15 protein-coding genes are annotated in these 17579 nt (G+C 52.6%); 5 read left to right on the top strand and 10 right to left on the bottom strand.

The genetic code is table 11. The features are described 5' to 3' along the window. Window positions 1–109: 109 nt before the first annotated feature. Window positions 110–2644 carry an ATP-dependent Clp protease ATP-binding subunit gene (locus LX87_RS08730; RefSeq protein WP_111627829.1) on the bottom strand — a complete coding sequence of 845 codons (2535 nt, stop codon included), beginning with the start codon at window positions 2642–2644 and terminating at the stop codon, window positions 110–112. A 61-nt stretch (window positions 2645–2705) separates the two neighbouring features. Further along, window positions 2706–3359 (bottom strand): WbqC family protein, encoded by a 654-nt coding sequence (locus tag LX87_RS08725; RefSeq protein ID WP_111628339.1) that lies wholly within the window; start codon window positions 3357–3359, stop codon window positions 2706–2708. Window positions 3360–3473: 114 nt separating this feature from the next. Between LX87_RS08725 and LX87_RS08720 the strand changes: the two genes are divergently transcribed. After that, a complete protein-coding gene (locus LX87_RS08720; RefSeq protein WP_111628338.1) occupies window positions 3474–4349 on the top strand; it encodes a lysophospholipid acyltransferase family protein in 876 nt (291 codons plus the stop codon). 59 nt (window positions 4350–4408) lie between these two features. On the opposite strand, the gene LX87_RS08715 is transcribed toward LX87_RS08720, so the two are convergent. From LX87_RS08715 to LX87_RS08680, 8 genes are all read right to left on the bottom strand, one after another. Next, on the bottom strand, window positions 4409–5446 hold the full coding sequence (locus tag LX87_RS08715) for a hypothetical protein (RefSeq protein WP_229310597.1): 1038 nt from the start codon (window positions 5444–5446) through the stop codon (window positions 4409–4411). A 187-nt stretch (window positions 5447–5633) separates the two neighbouring features. Further along, on the bottom strand, window positions 5634–6257 hold the full coding sequence (locus LX87_RS08710) for an L-threonylcarbamoyladenylate synthase (protein ID WP_111627828.1): 624 nt from the start codon (window positions 6255–6257) through the stop codon (window positions 5634–5636). A gap of 100 nt (window positions 6258–6357) precedes the next feature. After that, entirely contained in the window at window positions 6358–7404 is a 1047-nt protein-coding gene (locus LX87_RS08705; RefSeq protein ID WP_211325283.1) for a glycosyltransferase family 2 protein, read from the bottom strand. A 262-nt stretch (window positions 7405–7666) separates the two neighbouring features. Next, window positions 7667–8620, bottom strand: a complete 954-nt coding sequence (locus LX87_RS08700) for a YihY/virulence factor BrkB family protein (RefSeq protein WP_111627827.1) — start codon at window positions 8618–8620, stop codon at window positions 7667–7669. A 29-nt stretch (window positions 8621–8649) separates the two neighbouring features. Next, the gene (locus tag LX87_RS08695; protein WP_111627826.1) at window positions 8650–9069 is read right to left on the bottom strand and encodes an acyl-CoA thioesterase; all 420 of its coding nucleotides are present in this window, start codon (window positions 9067–9069) and stop codon (window positions 8650–8652) included. A 96-nt stretch (window positions 9070–9165) separates the two neighbouring features. Beyond that, window positions 9166–10203, bottom strand: a complete 1038-nt coding sequence (mltG, locus tag LX87_RS08690; RefSeq protein ID WP_111627825.1) for an endolytic transglycosylase MltG — start codon at window positions 10201–10203, stop codon at window positions 9166–9168. Between the two features lie 110 nt (window positions 10204–10313). Then, window positions 10314–11258, bottom strand: coding sequence for an EamA family transporter (locus LX87_RS08685; protein ID WP_111627824.1), 945 nt, complete (start codon window positions 11256–11258; stop codon window positions 10314–10316). A gap of 13 nt (window positions 11259–11271) precedes the next feature. Continuing rightward, window positions 11272–12348, bottom strand: a complete 1077-nt coding sequence (locus LX87_RS08680) for an Ldh family oxidoreductase (RefSeq protein ID WP_111627823.1) — start codon at window positions 12346–12348, stop codon at window positions 11272–11274. A 175-nt stretch (window positions 12349–12523) separates the two neighbouring features. Here LX87_RS08680 and LX87_RS08675 point away from each other — a divergent pair, with 175 nt between their 5' ends. The 4 genes from LX87_RS08675 (at window position 12524) to LX87_RS08660 (ending at window position 17352) form a co-directional block, all read left to right on the top strand. Further along, window positions 12524–14134 carry a DUF4139 domain-containing protein gene (locus tag LX87_RS08675; RefSeq protein WP_111627822.1) on the top strand — a complete coding sequence of 537 codons (1611 nt, stop codon included), beginning with the start codon at window positions 12524–12526 and terminating at the stop codon, window positions 14132–14134. Between the two features lie 179 nt (window positions 14135–14313). Beyond that, complete coding sequence (locus LX87_RS08670; protein ID WP_111627821.1) at window positions 14314–14907, top strand: hypothetical protein; 594 nt, start codon at window positions 14314–14316, stop codon at window positions 14905–14907. 140 nt (window positions 14908–15047) lie between these two features. Next, the gene (locus tag LX87_RS08665) at window positions 15048–16286 is read left to right on the top strand and encodes a 3-phosphoshikimate 1-carboxyvinyltransferase (protein WP_111627820.1); all 1239 of its coding nucleotides are present in this window, start codon (window positions 15048–15050) and stop codon (window positions 16284–16286) included. Between the two features lie 145 nt (window positions 16287–16431). Then, window positions 16432–17352 (top strand): NAD-dependent epimerase/dehydratase family protein, encoded by a 921-nt coding sequence (locus LX87_RS08660; RefSeq protein ID WP_111627819.1) that lies wholly within the window; start codon window positions 16432–16434, stop codon window positions 17350–17352. The last annotated feature ends 227 nt before the right edge of the window (window positions 17353–17579 follow it).

Raw genomic sequence — 17579 nt, 5'->3', positions numbered from 1 at the left:
GAGACAGCAGAGGGACGGTATTTCGTCAACCTGCTTCTTTTGATACCCCTAAGTAAAAAAAAATAGGCTGAACTTTCGTCCAGCCTATCGGTATTGATTTATTCAGAAGTTATTCTGATTCGGTTACCGGCTCCGATTTTCTCACCGTAATGGTCAGGTTTTCACCGTTATCATCGTAGTCGGCCTGAATCACATCGCCTTCTTTCAGATCACCCTTCAGGATTTCTTCCGCAACGGGATCCTCCAGGTATTTCTGAATGGCGCGGCTCAGCGGACGAGCACCGTACTGCGGATCGTAGCCTTTTTCTGACAGGAAGTCTTTCGCTTTTTCGGTCAGCTCGACTTTGTATCCCAGGCTTGTTACCCGGCCCAGCAGTTTGCCCAGCATCAGGTCGATGATCTTGTGGATGTCTTCGCGTTGCAGCGAGTTGAACACAATCACATCGTCCAGACGGTTGAGGAACTCCGGTGAGAAGGCTTTCCGCAGCGCGTTCTGAATCGTGCTCTTCATGATCTCGTCCTGATTCTCAGTCTTGCCACGGGTGGCGAAACCGATACCGGTACCGAAATCTTTGAGGTCACGAACCCCGATGTTCGAGGTCATGATGATGATGGTGTTCCGGAAGTCAACCCGGCGACCCAGACCGTCGGTCAGGATACCATCGTCCAGCACTTGCAGCAGGATGTTGAACACATCCGGGTGCGCTTTTTCGATCTCATCCAGCAGAACGACAGAGTACGGTTTCCGGCGGATTTTTTCCGTCAACTGACCACCTTCTTCGTAACCCACGTAGCCCGGAGGAGCTCCGACCAGACGGCTTACGCTGAATTTCTCCATGTATTCCGACATATCGATCCGCACCAGCGCATCTTCTTTGTCGAACAGATACGAAGCCAGTACCTTCGCCAGCTCGGTTTTACCAACCCCGGTCGGGCCGAGGAAAATAAACGAACCGATCGGCTTTTTCGGATCTTTCAAACCAACGCGGGTCCGTTGAATGGCTTTCACCAGTTTCTGAACGGCTTTGTCCTGACCAATCACACGACCGGTTAGCTGATCGGCCATGTTCAACAGCTTGGCACCTTCGTTGGTGGCTACGCGGTTGGTCGGGATACCGGTCATCATGGCGACAACTTCGGCCACATTCTCTTCCGTTACCGTATAGCGTTTTTTCTTGGTTTCTTCTTCCCAGGCCAGTTTAGCGCGGTCCAACTGATCGATCAGGCGTTTTTCCTTGTCGCGCAGTTGAGCGGCTTCTTCGTATTTCTGGCTTTTCACCACCTGGTTTTTCTCCTTCTTGATATTCTCGATGCTTTCTTCCAGCTTCAGAATATCTTCAGGAACCGAGATGTTGGAAATGTGTACGCGGGCACCTACTTCATCCAGAACGTCGATGGCTTTGTCGGGCAGGAACCGGTCAGAGATGTAACGCTCCGACAGCTTCACGGCCGCTTCCACCGCTTCCTGGGTGTAGTTGACGTGGTGGTGATCTTCGTACTTATCTTTGATGTTGTTCAGGATTTCGATGGTTTCTTCTACCGAGGTAGCGTCCACCATAACCACCTGGAACCGACGGGCCAGCGCACCGTCTTTCTCGATATACTGACGGTATTCGTCCAGCGTTGTGGCACCAATACATTGGATGTCACCGCGAGCCAGCGCCGGTTTGAACATATTGGAGGCATCGAGTGAACCCGAAGCACCACCCGCGCCCACGATGGTATGCAACTCATCGATGAACAGAATCACTTCCGGTGATTTTTCCAGTTCGTTCATGACCGCTTTCATGCGTTCTTCAAACTGGCCGCGGTATTTGGTACCGGCCACTAACGAAGCCAGGTCCAGTGTCACCACGCGTTTGCCAAACAGCACCCGCGATACTTTTTTCTGAACGATCCGCAGCGCCAGACCTTCCGCAATGGCGGTTTTACCAACGCCCGGTTCACCAATCAGGATCGGGTTGTTCTTTTTCCGGCGGCTCAGGATTTGGGCCACCCGTTCAATTTCTTTTTCACGACCCACAATCGGATCGAGTTTGCCGAGTTCGGCCAGTTTGGTCAGGTCACGTCCGAAGTTGTCCAAAACCGGCGTCCGCGACTTCTCAGACCCTTTCGGATCTTTTCCCGAGCCGGAGCTGCTGCCTCCAAACATACCGCGGTCGTTGTCGTCGTCGTCAGTTTCGGGGCCCATATGCGGACGTGTACCAGAAGATTGATATTCCAGCATCTCCTTGATTACCTCGTAGTTGACGTTAAATTTGTTTAGGATCTGGGTGGCTACGTTATCTTCATCGCGCAGGATTGACAACAGCAGGTGCTCGGTGCCGATCAGCGGGCTTTTAAAGATTTTGGCTTCCAGGTACGTAATTTTCAGGACTTTCTCAGACTGGCGGGTCAGTGGAATATTGGCCAGATTTTTGACATTGTTGGTTGCGGTTCCTTTGGTCGCCTGTTCGATTGTTACACGGAGTTCGTCCAATGAAATGCCCAATTTTTTCAATAACCCAACGGCTACCCCTTCTCCTTCCCGAATCATACCCAGCAGCAGGTGCTCTGTACCTATGTAATCATGACCCAGACGCAGGGCTTCCTCTCTGCTGAGCGAGATAACTTCTTTAACTCGGTTCGAAAATTTAGCTTCCATTCGCTTAGGGTTGTATTGTAATTGCGTCTTATCTAACTAACGAAAATTTTTTCGGTATTGTTCACTTGATTAATGACTGCCGTAAAACATTAGAGGCTTCGGTCCCCTGGCAGAAAATCAAATCCAGAATGCTTAAGTCCGGTACAAATACGTTGCCAAAGTTTTGCTGGTACGCAACCGGTCGATAAAACCTGCCATTTTGTGTATTCCCCCGGGCGTTAATCTGCGAATGAGCGTCTACGAGTTCGCTACCAAGCTGCTTTTCAAAGGATTCCGTCAAGACGACTTTTTTTTGCCAGCCCAGCCATTTCAGACATAATGTCAGCAGTTCAAGGTTTAGCTCGAACAGATAAACCCATTTCCGGTGAAATACCGATTCCAATTCATCAGCGTAGAACTCAAAAAAAGGAGCTTTGCTGTAAGCCGTTACCAAACACCGCCAGTGACGGTCGGGCCAGGCTTGCCGGTCGTCGATCCGAACCTCGCGAATCAACTGCTTATGCGTCCCATTCAGTACCGGAACCGTCAGGCGGTCGATGCCATTTGCCGTCAGGACATAACACCGATTTCTGTAACTTTGCTTTCCATAATGCTCGGCTGCTTCCAGCCAAACGGTATCGAAGGGTAAAAGTGCGGTGAAATAAGTCAGGCTCGGTAGATAGTGTGCTTCAATCCGAATGCCCTGAGTGACACGATCAACGTGGTACTTTTCCAATATACTCGACCTATTGATGGTATCAAATAAATGAATTTCGCCTTGAACAAGCAAACGGTTTAGCAAAATTTTAATTTGCGGTATGGTTTTGCCGACCAGATTCCCAATTTTACAATGACACTTTATTTTTTTCGCATTCTTTCCCGATTACCGCTTCCTGTATTTTACGCGATTGCCAACGTGCTGTATTACCTGCTGGCGTATGTGATTGGTTACCGAAAAGAGGTTATCCTTACGAACTTAAAACGTTCTTTCCCCGAAAAATCGGATGCCGAGCATCGCCGGATCGCCAAAAAATTTTACCGCAACTTTGCCGACGTGCTGGTCGAAACGGTCAAACTGCCGGGATTGTCTCCCAGCGCGCTGAAAAAACGGGTGCAGTTTACCAATAAACATATCGTGCTGGACAAACTGGCCGCGGGTCAGCCGGTGCTGATTATGGCGTCTCATCAGTGCAACTGGGAATGGGCGCCCTCGGCGTCGGTTGTAAACGGTATGCCCGCGGATGCTGTTTACAAAAAATTAAACAACGAGCTTTCCGAACACCTGGTTCGGTACATCCGCGCCCGGTTCGGCGCCAAACCGGTTCCGATGAAGTCTCTGCTGCGGGAAATGGCCAGCCGTCGGCACGAGCCCCGCTTAATTGCGCTGGTGGCCGACCAGATTCCCGATCAGCCAGAGTACGGGTACTGGACCCCTTTTCTGCACCAGGAAACGCCTTTTTACCCCGGCACGGAGCGGTTGGCCCGCACGTTTAAAATTCCGGTTTTTTACATTGAAATGGAACGCACCCACCGGGGCCATTATTCAATGACCTTCCACCCCATTGCCGAACCGCCGTACGACCATCTCCCAAACGGCGAAGTGATAAACCGTTACCGGGATTTACTGGAAAAAACCATCCAGAAAGCCCCGTCCGACTGGCTCTGGTCGCACAAACGCTGGAAGCATCAACGAAGTCAGTACGAGAAAACACAGGTAAAATGGTAGCACCCTTCTATTCCTCGAAGACTTGAGGAATAGAAGGGTGCGGCTATGCGTTACTGATACTATTGATACTGAATGTACAAGGGCTTGGGGTCAAGCGCCAGGACTTCTTCAGGTTCCATCAGGTGCGGAACTTTGTGTTTGGAGCGTTTATCGACTTTCTTCAGATCGTTCTTGTAGAAGAGTTTGAAACCCGTATACTGAACCGGTTCTTTGACGATGTAATCCCGGTACGAATCGATTTTCAGGGAAGGCGGGCCCCAACCGTCCATGTCAATGACCACGGCCACCCGCGGGTCGAGTTTGATGTTCTGGTAGTTGGTAACCATCCGTTGGGTAAACCGGTGGACTACAAGCACTTTGGGCGGCAGGTTATTTTCTTTCGCCACCCGGCTTAAAAACTGGATCGCCTTATTGATATCAGCGGCATCATAGGTGCCGATCTTGGTACCCGGTTTGGCGCCCGATTTCATCGAAAACTCCGGATCAATGCCCAGGTGAACATACGGCAGTTTCAGATATTTTTCGAGGTATTCCATTTCTCCTTTCAAGTCGGCCAGCCCCACCTGAATATCCAGAAACACAATGGCCCCGTGTTGCGCCCCCCAGCTAATCACTTTCCGGATGGTTTTGTCGCTCATCCGCAGCCGGTATTTGCCGTCTTTCTGCGGGCTACCCTGTGCCGAAATGGCCACCAGATGAAGGGCTTTCTGAATCGGTTTCGACGGATCAGCCTTTTGCCACCGGGCCGCTTCCTGGTCCAGCCGCCGAAGCATTTCCTTGCGGGGATACTCGCCCAGAATGCCCATACGGGTTGAATGCGGATTGCCGTAATACGCTAAAATCCGGTGATTAGGCAGAAGCGTATCGGGTAAGGTGCCCGAAAATTTCAGGGTGTCGGCCTTCAGCGGGTCGGCTTCCGTCGCGGTATCGGCTACTGCCGTTGGGGCTGAAGATTCTTTCCGGACGGAGTCGGCTACCGGAGCCGCGGCCTGCGTGGCAGCACTGTCGGTGGTCGTACTGGCCTTGCTGTCTCCATTACTGGACGAACAACCTGTTAACGCGTTAAATTGAATAAGAATTGAAGCGACTGCAACCATTTTCCATGCCGCCAGGCACGACTTACTCCCTCCGTTTACCACAGTGTTCTTGTTCTTTTTATGAATGTGAATAGAATGGACGCTCCCACAGAAAGGGGTACGTTCTGCCAAAAATAGAAACTCTCTTGTAAATCAAAACAGGAATCGAGAAATAATGAGTGGGTGGGATTCCCCTTCCATCCATCGTCTACTCCTCGAAGCCCCCCAACCCCTGACGCACAATTTCAAAGTCATCCGTGGTGGCATTGATAATCGTAGAGGGCACGTTGCCGCCCATGCCGCCATCGATTACCAGATCGACCTGATGCTGAAACCGTTCGAAAATAATTTCCGGGTCGGTAATGTACGGATCGAAGTCGTCTTCGATGTCCTTGATGGTGGTTGTGATGATGGGGTTGCCCAGTTCTTTGACAATCTCGCGCGGAATGGCGTGATCAGGAATCCGGATGCCCACCGTCCGTTTGCTGGTATGCAGAATTTTGGGTACCCGGTGGCTGACGTCCAGAATAAACGTATACGGCCCGGGCAGCAGCCGCTTCATGGTCTTGAACGCCTGATTGCCTACCCGCGCATAATCGGCGATGTGGCTGAGATCGTGGCAGATAAACGAAAAATCATTTTTCTGCGGCTTAATGCCCTTGATCCGGGCAATCCGCTCAATGGCCCGCGTGTTGTGAATGTCGCAACCAAGACCGTAAATCGTGTCGGTCGGGTAGATAATAACTCCGCCATTGCGCAGGACATCGACAACGTGATGGATTTTCCGCTCCTCGGGCGTATCGGGATGAATTCGCAAAAATTCGGCTGGCATAGTCTTCGGTTAATTACTTTATTAACTAACCGACGGCCATTTGGTTCCAAACAGGCGGTTTTCTACCCTTGCGGTACGGCATGAGTGCCGACTCAACCGTCTACATCAGGGGTTGAACAGTCCCCCGGCGGAGCTGTCGGTTCTGCTGCCACCGAGCATACCGTTGGTACAAACCGTTGACGGGAATATGCCATTTACAGAACCGTAAAACCAGGGCGGTTTGCCAGTCGGGCTTTTCCATATACTCCAGCAGTTCTTTAAACTGAAAGGCCAGTTCAAATTGCTCGGTGTAAAAACACTGCCGGATAAACCAGCGAATGCGGCCCGCCAGCGCCCGGTACTCTTCCTCAGTCTGGCACTGGTCGAAGGCTTTGTAACACACTTTCAGGGTGGAAGCGAGCAACGCACTGTTGCGGTTCTGAAACTGGGAGGAAAGGGATTGCTGGACGATGCGTTTGCTGGTCAGTACTTCGTCCTGGTAATAATAGCGGTAGTTCCGCGCCGACCGGACCCAGAAATCAAAATCTTCGTAGCTCAGCGATTCGTCGTAGCCGCCCAGGCTTTCCAGCACATCCTTGCGCATCATCATGGTGGGCGTTGACACAAAATAAGATGCCAGAATATCCTTGAATACCCAACCCGACGGTACGGGCCGGGTGGTCATTCCGGTTGGGGTGATCGGAAAGTGATAGCCGGTCAGCTGATCGTTTTCGTCGATGTAAGCCGCGTTGCTGAAAATGACGGCGTAATCGCCCGCCAGCCGCTCAAAACCGGCCACCTGCCGGGCAATCCGCTCCCGGTGCATCACGTCGTCGGCCGACAAATCGATGACATACCGCCCCCGTGCCAGTTTCAGACCCTGATTGAACGCCCGACAGATGCCAACATTCTCACTATTTCGGATGAACTGAATAGCCGGGTGCTGCTGCCTTAGTGCCTCCACCCGCGCCACTGACCCATCGGTGCTGTTGTTGTCAATTACAAGTAACTCAACCGCCGGATAGGTCTGATCCAGCACGGACTGTAAGGCAGCGGTAATAAAACGTTCATGGTTATAACTGATACAAATTACGGATACCAGCGGCCTGATCGACGACAGATAGTCTGCCAGCAAGCCGGAGGGTACGGTTCCAGGAGTTGCAGCCATACAGAATGATGAAGAAGAATACGCGGTTATCGGACATAGAGACTGTAACGCTCCCTAGACAATACTAAAAACTATTGGACAGATAAGTACCATAGTATTTAGCAAACGGTGAGCATAAATCAGACCAAACCGGAAAAATACCTTTTAAAGCCAATTTATTTTTGGCACGGTTTTCGTTACTATTCTTAATCAAGAAACAGTCTGAGCCTCTTGCGAGAGCTAGGCTTGTGATTTTTTGGGTTAGGGTTATCGTAAATGCTCTCTAAGCGGTTTGGGGAGCATTTATTGTTTTATCAGCTACCTGCGGATTTTTGTCGCCTTCCAGCTTATACAGAGCGACGTTCATGTCAAATCCGAGAATCAACAGTAAACAGACCAGGTTGATCCAGATCATCAGGACAATCAACGTACCGATGGAGCCGTAAAGTTTGTTGTAGGAACCGAAATTGGAGACGTAATAGGAGAAACCGTAAGTTGTTATAACCACCAGCACGGAAGCAATAATACCGCCCGGATTGACAAATTTCCACTTCATATCCATGTCCGGCCCAAATTTGTAAATTACCGAAATGGCCCCGACAAATACCGCAAATACCACCAGATAACGGGAAATACTCAACAGCGTAGTCACCACGATATTGTCCAGAATCCGGATCTGCTGGAGGTAATCCATAATGACGCCCCCAATTACCAGCACCGCAATCGCCAGAAACAGAGCAAAAGCCAGCATCAGCGTCAGACCGAAAGCAATCAGCCGGGTTTTCAGAAAACCGCGCCCCTCGTCGGTTCGGTGCGACGAGTTAAACGCCATCATCAGCGACAGAATACCGTTTGTTGCGGCATACATGGCCAGCACAAAACCCAGAGACAGGACGCCCCCCCGCGGACGGCTGATGATGTCGAAAATGGTTGTTTTAACGGTATCGTACGTGGATGCGGGCAATACCCGGGCAAAAAAATCCATTACCTGATTTTCCATATTCGGAATTGGAATGAGCGGAATCAGGGTAAACAGGAAAATGATGGATGGAAATACCGCCAGAATCAGGCTGTAGGCTACCGAAGCGGCCCGTTCGCTGGTGTCGTTGTCGGTTACTTTCGGAAGGAATTTCCGAAGAAAATCAAACCAGTTCTGTTTCGAATCAAAAGCCCGGTGCTTTTGCAGGAATATAATAACGCGCTGAACAGCGTTATACTGCATCAGTTTTTCCATCATACGTGTTGCGCATCATTTCTGGACAGAAATTAAACCGCTGGCTCGAAAAAAGGTTTGAGCCGGGTTGTCAGATCGGTGGGTGCTTTGGTGATCCGCCCCGTGCCCGACTGCATGAACACCAGCGTGGTTTCGCCGGTATTCAGATGCTCGCCGTTCTGGTTGTAAATGTCGTAGTGAAACACAATCCGGACGCCGGGCATCTCCCGAATCGTCACCCGGATGGTCAGCAGATCGTCATAACGGGCCGGGCGCAGGTAGCGCGAACGGTTTTCATATACCGGCATCATCACGCCCGACGCTTCCATTTCCTTGTAATGAAACCCCAGGCTTCGCAGGGCTTCGACCCGCCCGATTTCGTAGTAGCGGGCGTAATTGCCGTAATACACATAACCCATCTGGTCGGTGTCGGCATAGCGAACCCGAACGGGCGGCACATCGTAAGTAAACATTTGTTTTCAGACAAGAGAAGTGAGACGCGGGAAGATGGACAAGAGCGAGGAGACAAAATGCGTTTATCTTTCTTCTCTTGTCTATCCTCTCCTGTCTTATTTCATGATTCCTCTTTTAGTCAGTTCAGCCTGATAAATCCGGGCGTTGTTCAGGTGTTCTTCGTACGTTTTGGCGAAGGTATGGTAGCCGGAAAAATCGGCCCGGGCCACAAAATACAGGTAGTCGTGGTTTTCGTGGTTCAGAACGGCATCAATGGAACTCAGCGTCGGCAGGTTGATCGGTCCGGGCGGCAGACCTTTGAACCGGTACGTGTTGTAAGGCGAGTCGATCTGTTTATGAACGTTCAGCACCCGGCGGATCGTGAAATCACGATGGGCAAACACCAGCGTCGGGTCGGCTTCCAGCAACATACCCCGTTGCAGACGGTTGAGGTAGACCTCGGCCACGCGCGGTTTTTCGTCGTTCTTTTTGCTTTCGGCTTCCACGATGGATGCCAGCGTCTGTACCTGCGTTTGGGTCAGGCCCAGTTCCTTTGCTTTCTGCTGGCGTTCGGGCGTCCAGAATTTCTTGTATTCCTTGCCCATACGATCCAGAAAGTTGTCGGCGCTGGTGGTCCAGAAAAACTCATAGGTGTTCGGCAGAAACATGCACATGATGGTGGTCGTATCAAAACCGTACCGTGCACAAACCGCCGGATCTTTCAGCAGCGAATCCAGTTTCCGAGGCCCAAATTCAAACTTATTACCGAGTTTGGCGATCAGTTCGTCTTTTAGCCGGATGTTGTTGAACGTCAGGTTCATCGGGTCCTGGTCACCCGACCGCAGTTTGCGAATGGCGTCCTGGTTGGTCATCCCTTTCTCAATAACATACCGGCCGTGCTTTACGTGATCGGTGTATTTCATGAAACGGGCCAGAAACCGGAACGACATTTTATCATTCACCACCTCGTGCTTCTGGAGCGAATCCATGACGGTTTCGAAGGTAGCCCCGCGCGGAATCAGCAACGCAAAGTCTTTATCCCCATCCCCAACCTGGAGATTCGGCGTTTTAAAAATTTGCCACGCGTAAAACGAAAGCGTAGCCAATAACATGGAAACGGTAATCAGAATACCAGCAACAAGCTTACGAGACATAGAATGAGTAGTCGATGTACAGGATACGGTTTGCTCTCCTATAAACGATTAACGTTTAGATTAATTGGGACTGCAAAGGTAGCAACCACAGCGGTTCTCCACCAAGTAAATTAAATAGTTGCCTCCGACGACTTAGCCACCGCCCGGTACTTCGGCAGATTGACCAGCAGCACACCCACCAGAATCACCGCCAGTGCCAGCAGTTGCCGCCCCGAAAGCGATTCATTGGCAAACAGCCAGCCCAGCAAAACGGCAATCACCGGATTTACGTACGCATACGTGCTGACAATGGCGGGCGGACGGACTTTCAACAGCCACAGATAAGCCAGATACGTAAGGATAGACCCCATCAGGATCATATACGCCAGGGCCAGCCAGGATTTCAGCGTGACCTCCTCAAACCGAAAACCGGCCAGTTCGCCGGAAACCAGGCTGGTTAAGCCGCTGAAACTGCCCGCAGCCAGCAACTGAAGGCTGCCGTTGAGCGTGTTGGAGGCCGACGAAGTCCTGTATTTGGCGTACAGCGAACCCACCGTCCAGAAGATACCGCCCAGCAGCAACACGCCGATACTGAGCCAGTATGGACCGGTTGGCGGCCTCATCGGCACGGTCTGTCCCGGCTGCGCCAGCAATAAAATCACCCCGATAAACCCGATGATCAAACCGCCGGGAATCAGCCAGCTGGCAAAATAAACAGACCACTGCCGCCGGTCCAGCAGCACAAACCAGAAGGGCATGGTCGTCACCAGAATAGCCGCCAGACCGGACGGAATAAACTGCTCGGCCCAGATGACCGAAACCGTTCCGCCAAACAGCATCAGAATACCGCTCAGGGCATTCCGGCCCACCGTCTGCGCCGTTAGCTTCGCTTCACCTTTCATCAGACACCAGCCGTACAGCAGCAATCCGGCCAGCAGAAACCGCATCGACGCCATCAGAAAGGGTGGAATGCTCTCCAAACCCAGCAAAGCCGCCAGGTAGGTAGACCCCCAGATGATATAAACGGCCGCGAAGGCCAGCAAAACCGCCAACGGTTTCGGGGATGTCTCGTTCATTCGTTCGTTAGGCTCATTCGACGTCCCATTGCAGGTCAAACCGTTCGGCCAGTTCGCGCAGATTCTGAACAACCGGCTCAATTAAGGGCAATCCGTTCTGTTCGCGCTCGGCTTCCATCCCGCGCTCCGGATCGCCGGGAATCAGGACCTGTTTCCCTTCTACGGCGCGGGCGTTGCGGAAAGCCCCAATCCAGTTGTCCATGTGCTGCTTGAACTCATCGGCGGGTCGGAACGCATCCACCCGCATTGCCCCGAAGAAGTGACCCGTTCCGGCCCCAACGCCTTCCTGAGCGGCCATAAAACCCGCTGTGGCAAAGGGCGGCACCCACGGCCCGTAGTTGGCCCCCGACAACACGCCGGAAAAAATATCGACAATGGCCCCTAAACCGTATCCTTTGTGGCTACCGTGTTCGCGGTCAGAGCCCAGCGGCAGCAAAGCTCCGCCGTTCCGGATTGGGTTCGAATCGGTTGATGGCTGGCCCTGCGCGTCCTGCGCCCAGCCCAGCGGAGCCGCCTGCCCTTTCCGTTGCAGGATTTCCATCTTGCCGTAAGCCACCGCCGTAGAAGCAAAATCGGCCACAAAAGGCGGTTGGGTCAGCGCCGGAACGGCGACGGCAATCGGATTGGTTCCCAATAATTTATCGAGCGAAAACGTGGGGGCCACAAGCGGAGCCGCGTTGGTCATCGTCATCCCGATCATATCGTGTTCGAGGGCCAGCATGGCGTGGTAACCCGCAATCCCGAAATGGTTGGAATTCCGGACGGCCACCCAGCCCGTTCCGGCGACCCGTGCTTTTTCGATGGCAATCTGCATGGCTTTCGGCCCCACGACTAACCCCACACCCCGGTCGCCATCGACCACCGCCGTAGACGGCGTTTCGTGCACCACCCGAATGTCCGGCGTCGGGTTCAACCGACCGTGGTCGTACAGACGAACGTAACCCGCCAGCCGGGCCACCCCGTGCGAATCAACCCCGCGCAGATCGGCCTGCACCAAAACCGTCGTGGCTAAGTCGGCATCGGCTTCCGAAAAGCCGATTTTGAGAAAAACTTGTTTCGTAAACGCTTTAACTTGCTGAACTGAAATCATTTGCTTGGAGCTACAGACCGGAACGTTACATTCAGTCCGGCGGTTTTCACGACAAATTCAGGAATCGAATCCGAAAACGGTTTCGCTTTTTTCTGCAAAAATAGGGGTCAGATTAAACGAAACTGCCCCCGATCGTATCTATATTCTCGATGTACCATTTTCCACCACTGCTTACATGAAAACAATCCACATCTTTATAGCCGCCTGCCTGTCCATTACGACCACGCTGGCTCAGGACGACGAACAACGGGTTTCGTCATCGGTTCAGCACGTTACGGTCTTTCTGAACCGCGCCCAGATCAACGCCCAGGCCCGGACCACCATCGGCCCCGGTGTTACCCGGCTAATCATCGACAACGCTTCGGCCCAGACCGATCCGCAGAGTATTCAGGTCAGTGGCAAGGGCGACGCCATGATTCAGGGCGTTCAGTTCCGGACCAATTTTCTGACCCAGGTAACCAAACCCGTTTCCCTGCAACGGCTCGAAGATTCCCTGCGCCTGTCCCGCGAGACGTTCGACGGGTTAAGCCTCCAGAAAGATGTGCTGGAAAATGAAAAGAAAATGGTGCTGGCCAATCAGAAAGTAGGCTCCGAAAAAGGCACTTCCGTCAAAGAGGTGTCCGACATGGCCGACTTTTTCCGTCAGCGCCTGACCGACGTGGGCAAAAAACTGCTGGCACTCGAAAAGGACCTCAAGGAACAGAAAAAGAAAGTAGACCGGCTGGAGGGGCAGGTGAAAGAACAGAATGCCAAGCGCGAACGCCCCGTGGGCGAAATTGAAGTGACGCTGACGGCCAAAAACCGTACCGCCGTCGATCTGACGTTGAGTTACGTGGTGAATGACGCGGGCTGGACACCTTTCTACGATATTCGGGTGCGCGATACCAAAAGTCCAGCTACGCTGGCTTACAAAGCCAATGTGTACCAGAACACCGGTTTCGACTGGCAGAACGTCCGCCTGACGCTTTCGACCTCCAACCCCGCCCTGCCCGGCACCCAACCGCAATTGGAGACGCAGTTTGTCGGTTTTTACGAACCGCGCCCGGCGGTGCTCGTCCAGCCGCTCCGGGCCAAATCGGCCATGCGCCAACCGGAATTTGCGGGAGCGGCCAGTGAAGCCGCCCCGGCCGCCGACCTGGCCACGACGGCCAATTTTACGCAGGTTGTTGAGCAGCCAACGAGTGTTATTTTTGACATTTCAGTTCCCTATACGGTCCTGTCCAACAACCGCCCGCAGGTGGTGGATATCCAGACCGGCGAGCTACCGGCCACGTACCGCTATACCGCAACGCCCAAAATGGACACCGATGCGTTTCTGGTGGCCACCCTGAGCGGCTGGGAAAAGCTTAACTTGCTGAACGGCACCGCCCGGACGTATTTTGAGGGCACCTACGTGGGTGAATCGCAGGTGAGTCTGCAACAGGCGGGCGACACGCTGGCACTCGGGCTTGGCCGGGATAAGAAAATTGTGGTGAAGCGGGAAAAAACGGAGGATTTCAGCAGCCGCAAAAGCCTGAGTTCGTCGGTGCGTGACAGTTATCGGTACAAAATCACGGTTCGGAACACCAAGTCGGAAGCCGTCAATCTGACGCTTTTTGACCAGATTCCGGTATCGACCGACAGCCGGATTGAGGTGGAACTGGACGAAAGCTCCGGAGCCGAACGCAACGCCGAAACGGGCCGTCTGACCTGGAATCTGGCCCTCAAACCCGGCGAAAGCCGCGATCTGGTTTTTCGGTACACGGTTAAATACCCCAAAGGCAAACAACTCGTGAACGCCCAGTAATTCTGTTAAACACCGGCCAGCCTATCAGCGTCTGGCCGGTGTTTAACAGAATTTAAGTAAAAAACTGGCCTACCCAATTGGCTATTTTCTGGTTATTACCTTGATTTGGTGTTTGCTTCCAGGCAACCACCTGAACGCCATTAAAGGTATATTTATCCACTTCGCCGTTTTTATAGCGTATGATCCATCGCCTGCTTAGTACGGTTTTCCTGCTGTTCCTTGTTCAAACGCTTCAGGCTCAAAGCGACACCCTTTCGGTTGACTCGCTGATGATCAGGCAGAAATCACCGTATGCGGCCATGATTATACCGGGTCAGAAATACCTGGCGCTGGACGTGATGGGACGACTGGGCAGTTTCCGGCGGCACCGTTTTTTTCCAAATGAAGAAATCAAATTCCGCTACAACGGTCGAAAATACCGAGAAAAGATTTATCAGGTAACGGATTCGTCGCTGGTGCTGATTCTGGAAGATTCCAATACGTTTCTGGATGAAGCGGTTCATTTCCGGATCGACCGAATCGAAAAAATCTACGTCAATCGCCAGATTCCGTTTATCTCACAGGGAACCTATCTGTTCCCCATTGCGGGAACGCTTTTTTTCGTGGCCGACGTGGTTAATGTGTCCCGCCGGGAGAAACAACTAACCGCCGATACCCGCGCCCTGAAGGCTCCAGCCGTCCTGTATGCCCTTAGTTTTGTTTGCTACAAACTGAGCTTCCCCCGCTACCGAATCAATGAAAGTCACCGGCTTAAGGTCCTGGAAACCTATTAATTTTTAAGGATGAATAATGAACGATGGACCATAAACAGGGTTCACAACAGGCAATTCATTACTGAACGTTCATCATTCATCATTCACTTATCCGTTTCTCTCCTTAGTTTTGCGGAAAAATTAACTAATTCGTTTCCGATTTGAACGCTGTACGTCTGACCCCACCTGCCGGTCCCATTCGGGCTACCATCCCACTGGCTTCTTCTAAAAGTGAAAGCAACCGCGCCCTGATCATCAACGCACTAACCGGTTTTCGCGGTACGCTGCACAACGTTTCGGCGGCCCGCGACTCACAAACCATGATCCGGTTGTTGAAATCAGAAGACCCCGTAGCCGACGTACTGGATGCCGGAACAACCATGCGGTTTCTGACGGCGTATTTTGCCGTAACCGGCCAGCACAAAACCCTGACCGGAACCCCCCGAATGTGCGAACGGCCCATCGGTATTCTGGTGGATGCGCTGCGTACATTGGGAGCCGATATTCAATACCTGAAAAATGAAGGCTTTCCGCCCCTGAAAACCAACGGTTTTACGGCTGACGGCACCAACCGGCTGGCTATCCGGGGCGACGTAAGCAGCCAGTACATCTCGGCCCTGCTGATGATAGCCCCCACCCTGCCCGACGGCCTGACGCTCGAACTGACCGGCGAAGTGGGATCACGCCCGTACATCGAAATGACGCTGCGGCAGATGGAACACTTTGGGGTAACGAGCGTAGCCGACTGGACTGCCAAAACCATTACCGTGCCGCCAACACCGTATACCGCAACCGATTACGCCGTTGAATCCGACTGGTCGGGAGCGAGCTACTGGTTCAGCATGGTGGCGCTGGCAGAAGATGAATCCTCGGAAATTGAATTGTTGGGCTTGAAAGAAAATTCGTTGCAGGGCGACAGCGCCATTGTCCAGATCATGCGGCCCCTGGGTGTGGAAAGTACCTTCACCGATCAGGGCGTTAAGCTGACTAAAATACCGGCTCAAACGTCGCTGGCCTGGGACTTTACGGACTGCCCCGATCTGGCCCAGACCGTGGCCGTTTGCTGCGCCGTCAAAAACATCCCGCTCACGCTGACGGGCATCGAAAGCCTGAAAATCAAAGAAACCGACCGCGTTCTGGCCCTCCAGACCGAGCTTAAGAAAGTCGGTGCCGAATTGGTAGAGGTCGAGAAAAATACCCGTTACGAAGTCCGGCAGCTTGCAGAAATAACCGAAATCCCAACGTTTGCGACCTACGACGATCACCGGATGGCAATGGCCTTTGCGCCGATAGCCATGCGCCGGGAGGTCGTGATCGAAGAACCCGGCGTGGTGGCCAAGTCGTATCCTTCCTTCTGGGACGATATGGCGAAAGTTACTGGTATTCAATTCGTAGGCTAACAACCGTCCCGAAGCCCACAGGGCTTGCGATGATTTGTGAATGGTAGGGATGATTTTCGTTTTTCGTCATTCCGATTTCATTTCTGGTCATCTCCCCGCCGGTGCCCTCTCCCGACCTTTGTGCTATACCTAACGAAACCAGCACATGCAAACGATTCTGGGCGCCGGCGGAACCATTGGCCGCGATTTAGCAAAAGAACTTTCTTCGTATACCGACCGCATCCGGCTTGTCAGCCGTACTCCCCAAAAAGTCAATCCAGCCGACGAGCTGTTCCCCGCCGACCTCACCGACCGCGCTCAGGTGTTCAAAGCCGTCGAAGGCTCCGAGGTGGTTTACCTGACCGTCGGCTTTGAGTACAACATCAGCATCTGGCGCAAAAACTGGCCGTCCCTCATGCGGAACGTGATTGATGCCTGCAAGCAGTACAAGGCCAAACTCGTATTTTTCGATAATGTGTACCTGTATGACGCCAACTCCGTGGGGCACATGACCGAAGAAAGTCCCATCAATCCGAGCAGTAAGAAAGGCAAAGTACGGGCGGAAATTGCCGGAATGCTGATGGACGAAGTGAAGCAGGGCACCTTGACCGCCCTCATTGCCCGGGCCGCCGACTTCTACGGTCCGAACAACGACAAGAGCCTGATGGTACAAACCGTTGTGCAGAATTTTCGGAAAGGCAAAGCCGCCAACTGGTTCGCCCGGACCGACAAGGTGCATTCGTTTACCTACACCCCCGATGCCGCCAAAGCCACGGCCCTGCTCGGCAACACGGCCAGTGCCTACAACCAGGTCTGGCACCTCCCTACCGATCCTACGCGCCTGACCGGCCAACAATGGATTGAACGGGTGGCCAAAGAAATGAATGTAAAGCCTAAATCAATGGCGCTGCCCACCTGGCTGCTCCGACTGATGGGCATTTTCGTGCCCATCATGGGTGAGTTTCCGGAAATGGCCTACCAGTACGACCGCGACTACTTTTTTGACAGCAGCAAATTCGAGAAGGCGTTTAACGTTCGGCCAACCACCCCCACCGAGGGGGTGAAGCGGATGGTGGAGGGGAATTAAGCTTCTACCGGAACGAAAAGACATCGAAGGACGGGCCGCAGCGTAAATTACGGGCACTACACCGACCGTTCCGTCAATAGTTAGCGGCCTAAACCCGTATAAACGAATAAATTAACAGTATCTCCCGATGCTGTTATGGACAACCTGACGAAAGCAAATTCCTGGTGTTGCCCGAAATAAACTGTCGGTGAAGGGTGATTTTGACGATCCGGAATTAGTAATGAGCG

Origin of the sequence: Larkinella arboricola (assembly GCF_003259745.1) — a bacterium.
Lineage (GTDB): Bacteria > Bacteroidota > Bacteroidia > Cytophagales > Spirosomataceae > Larkinella > Larkinella arboricola.
This window is presented reverse-complemented; position numbering and strand designations above follow the sequence as displayed.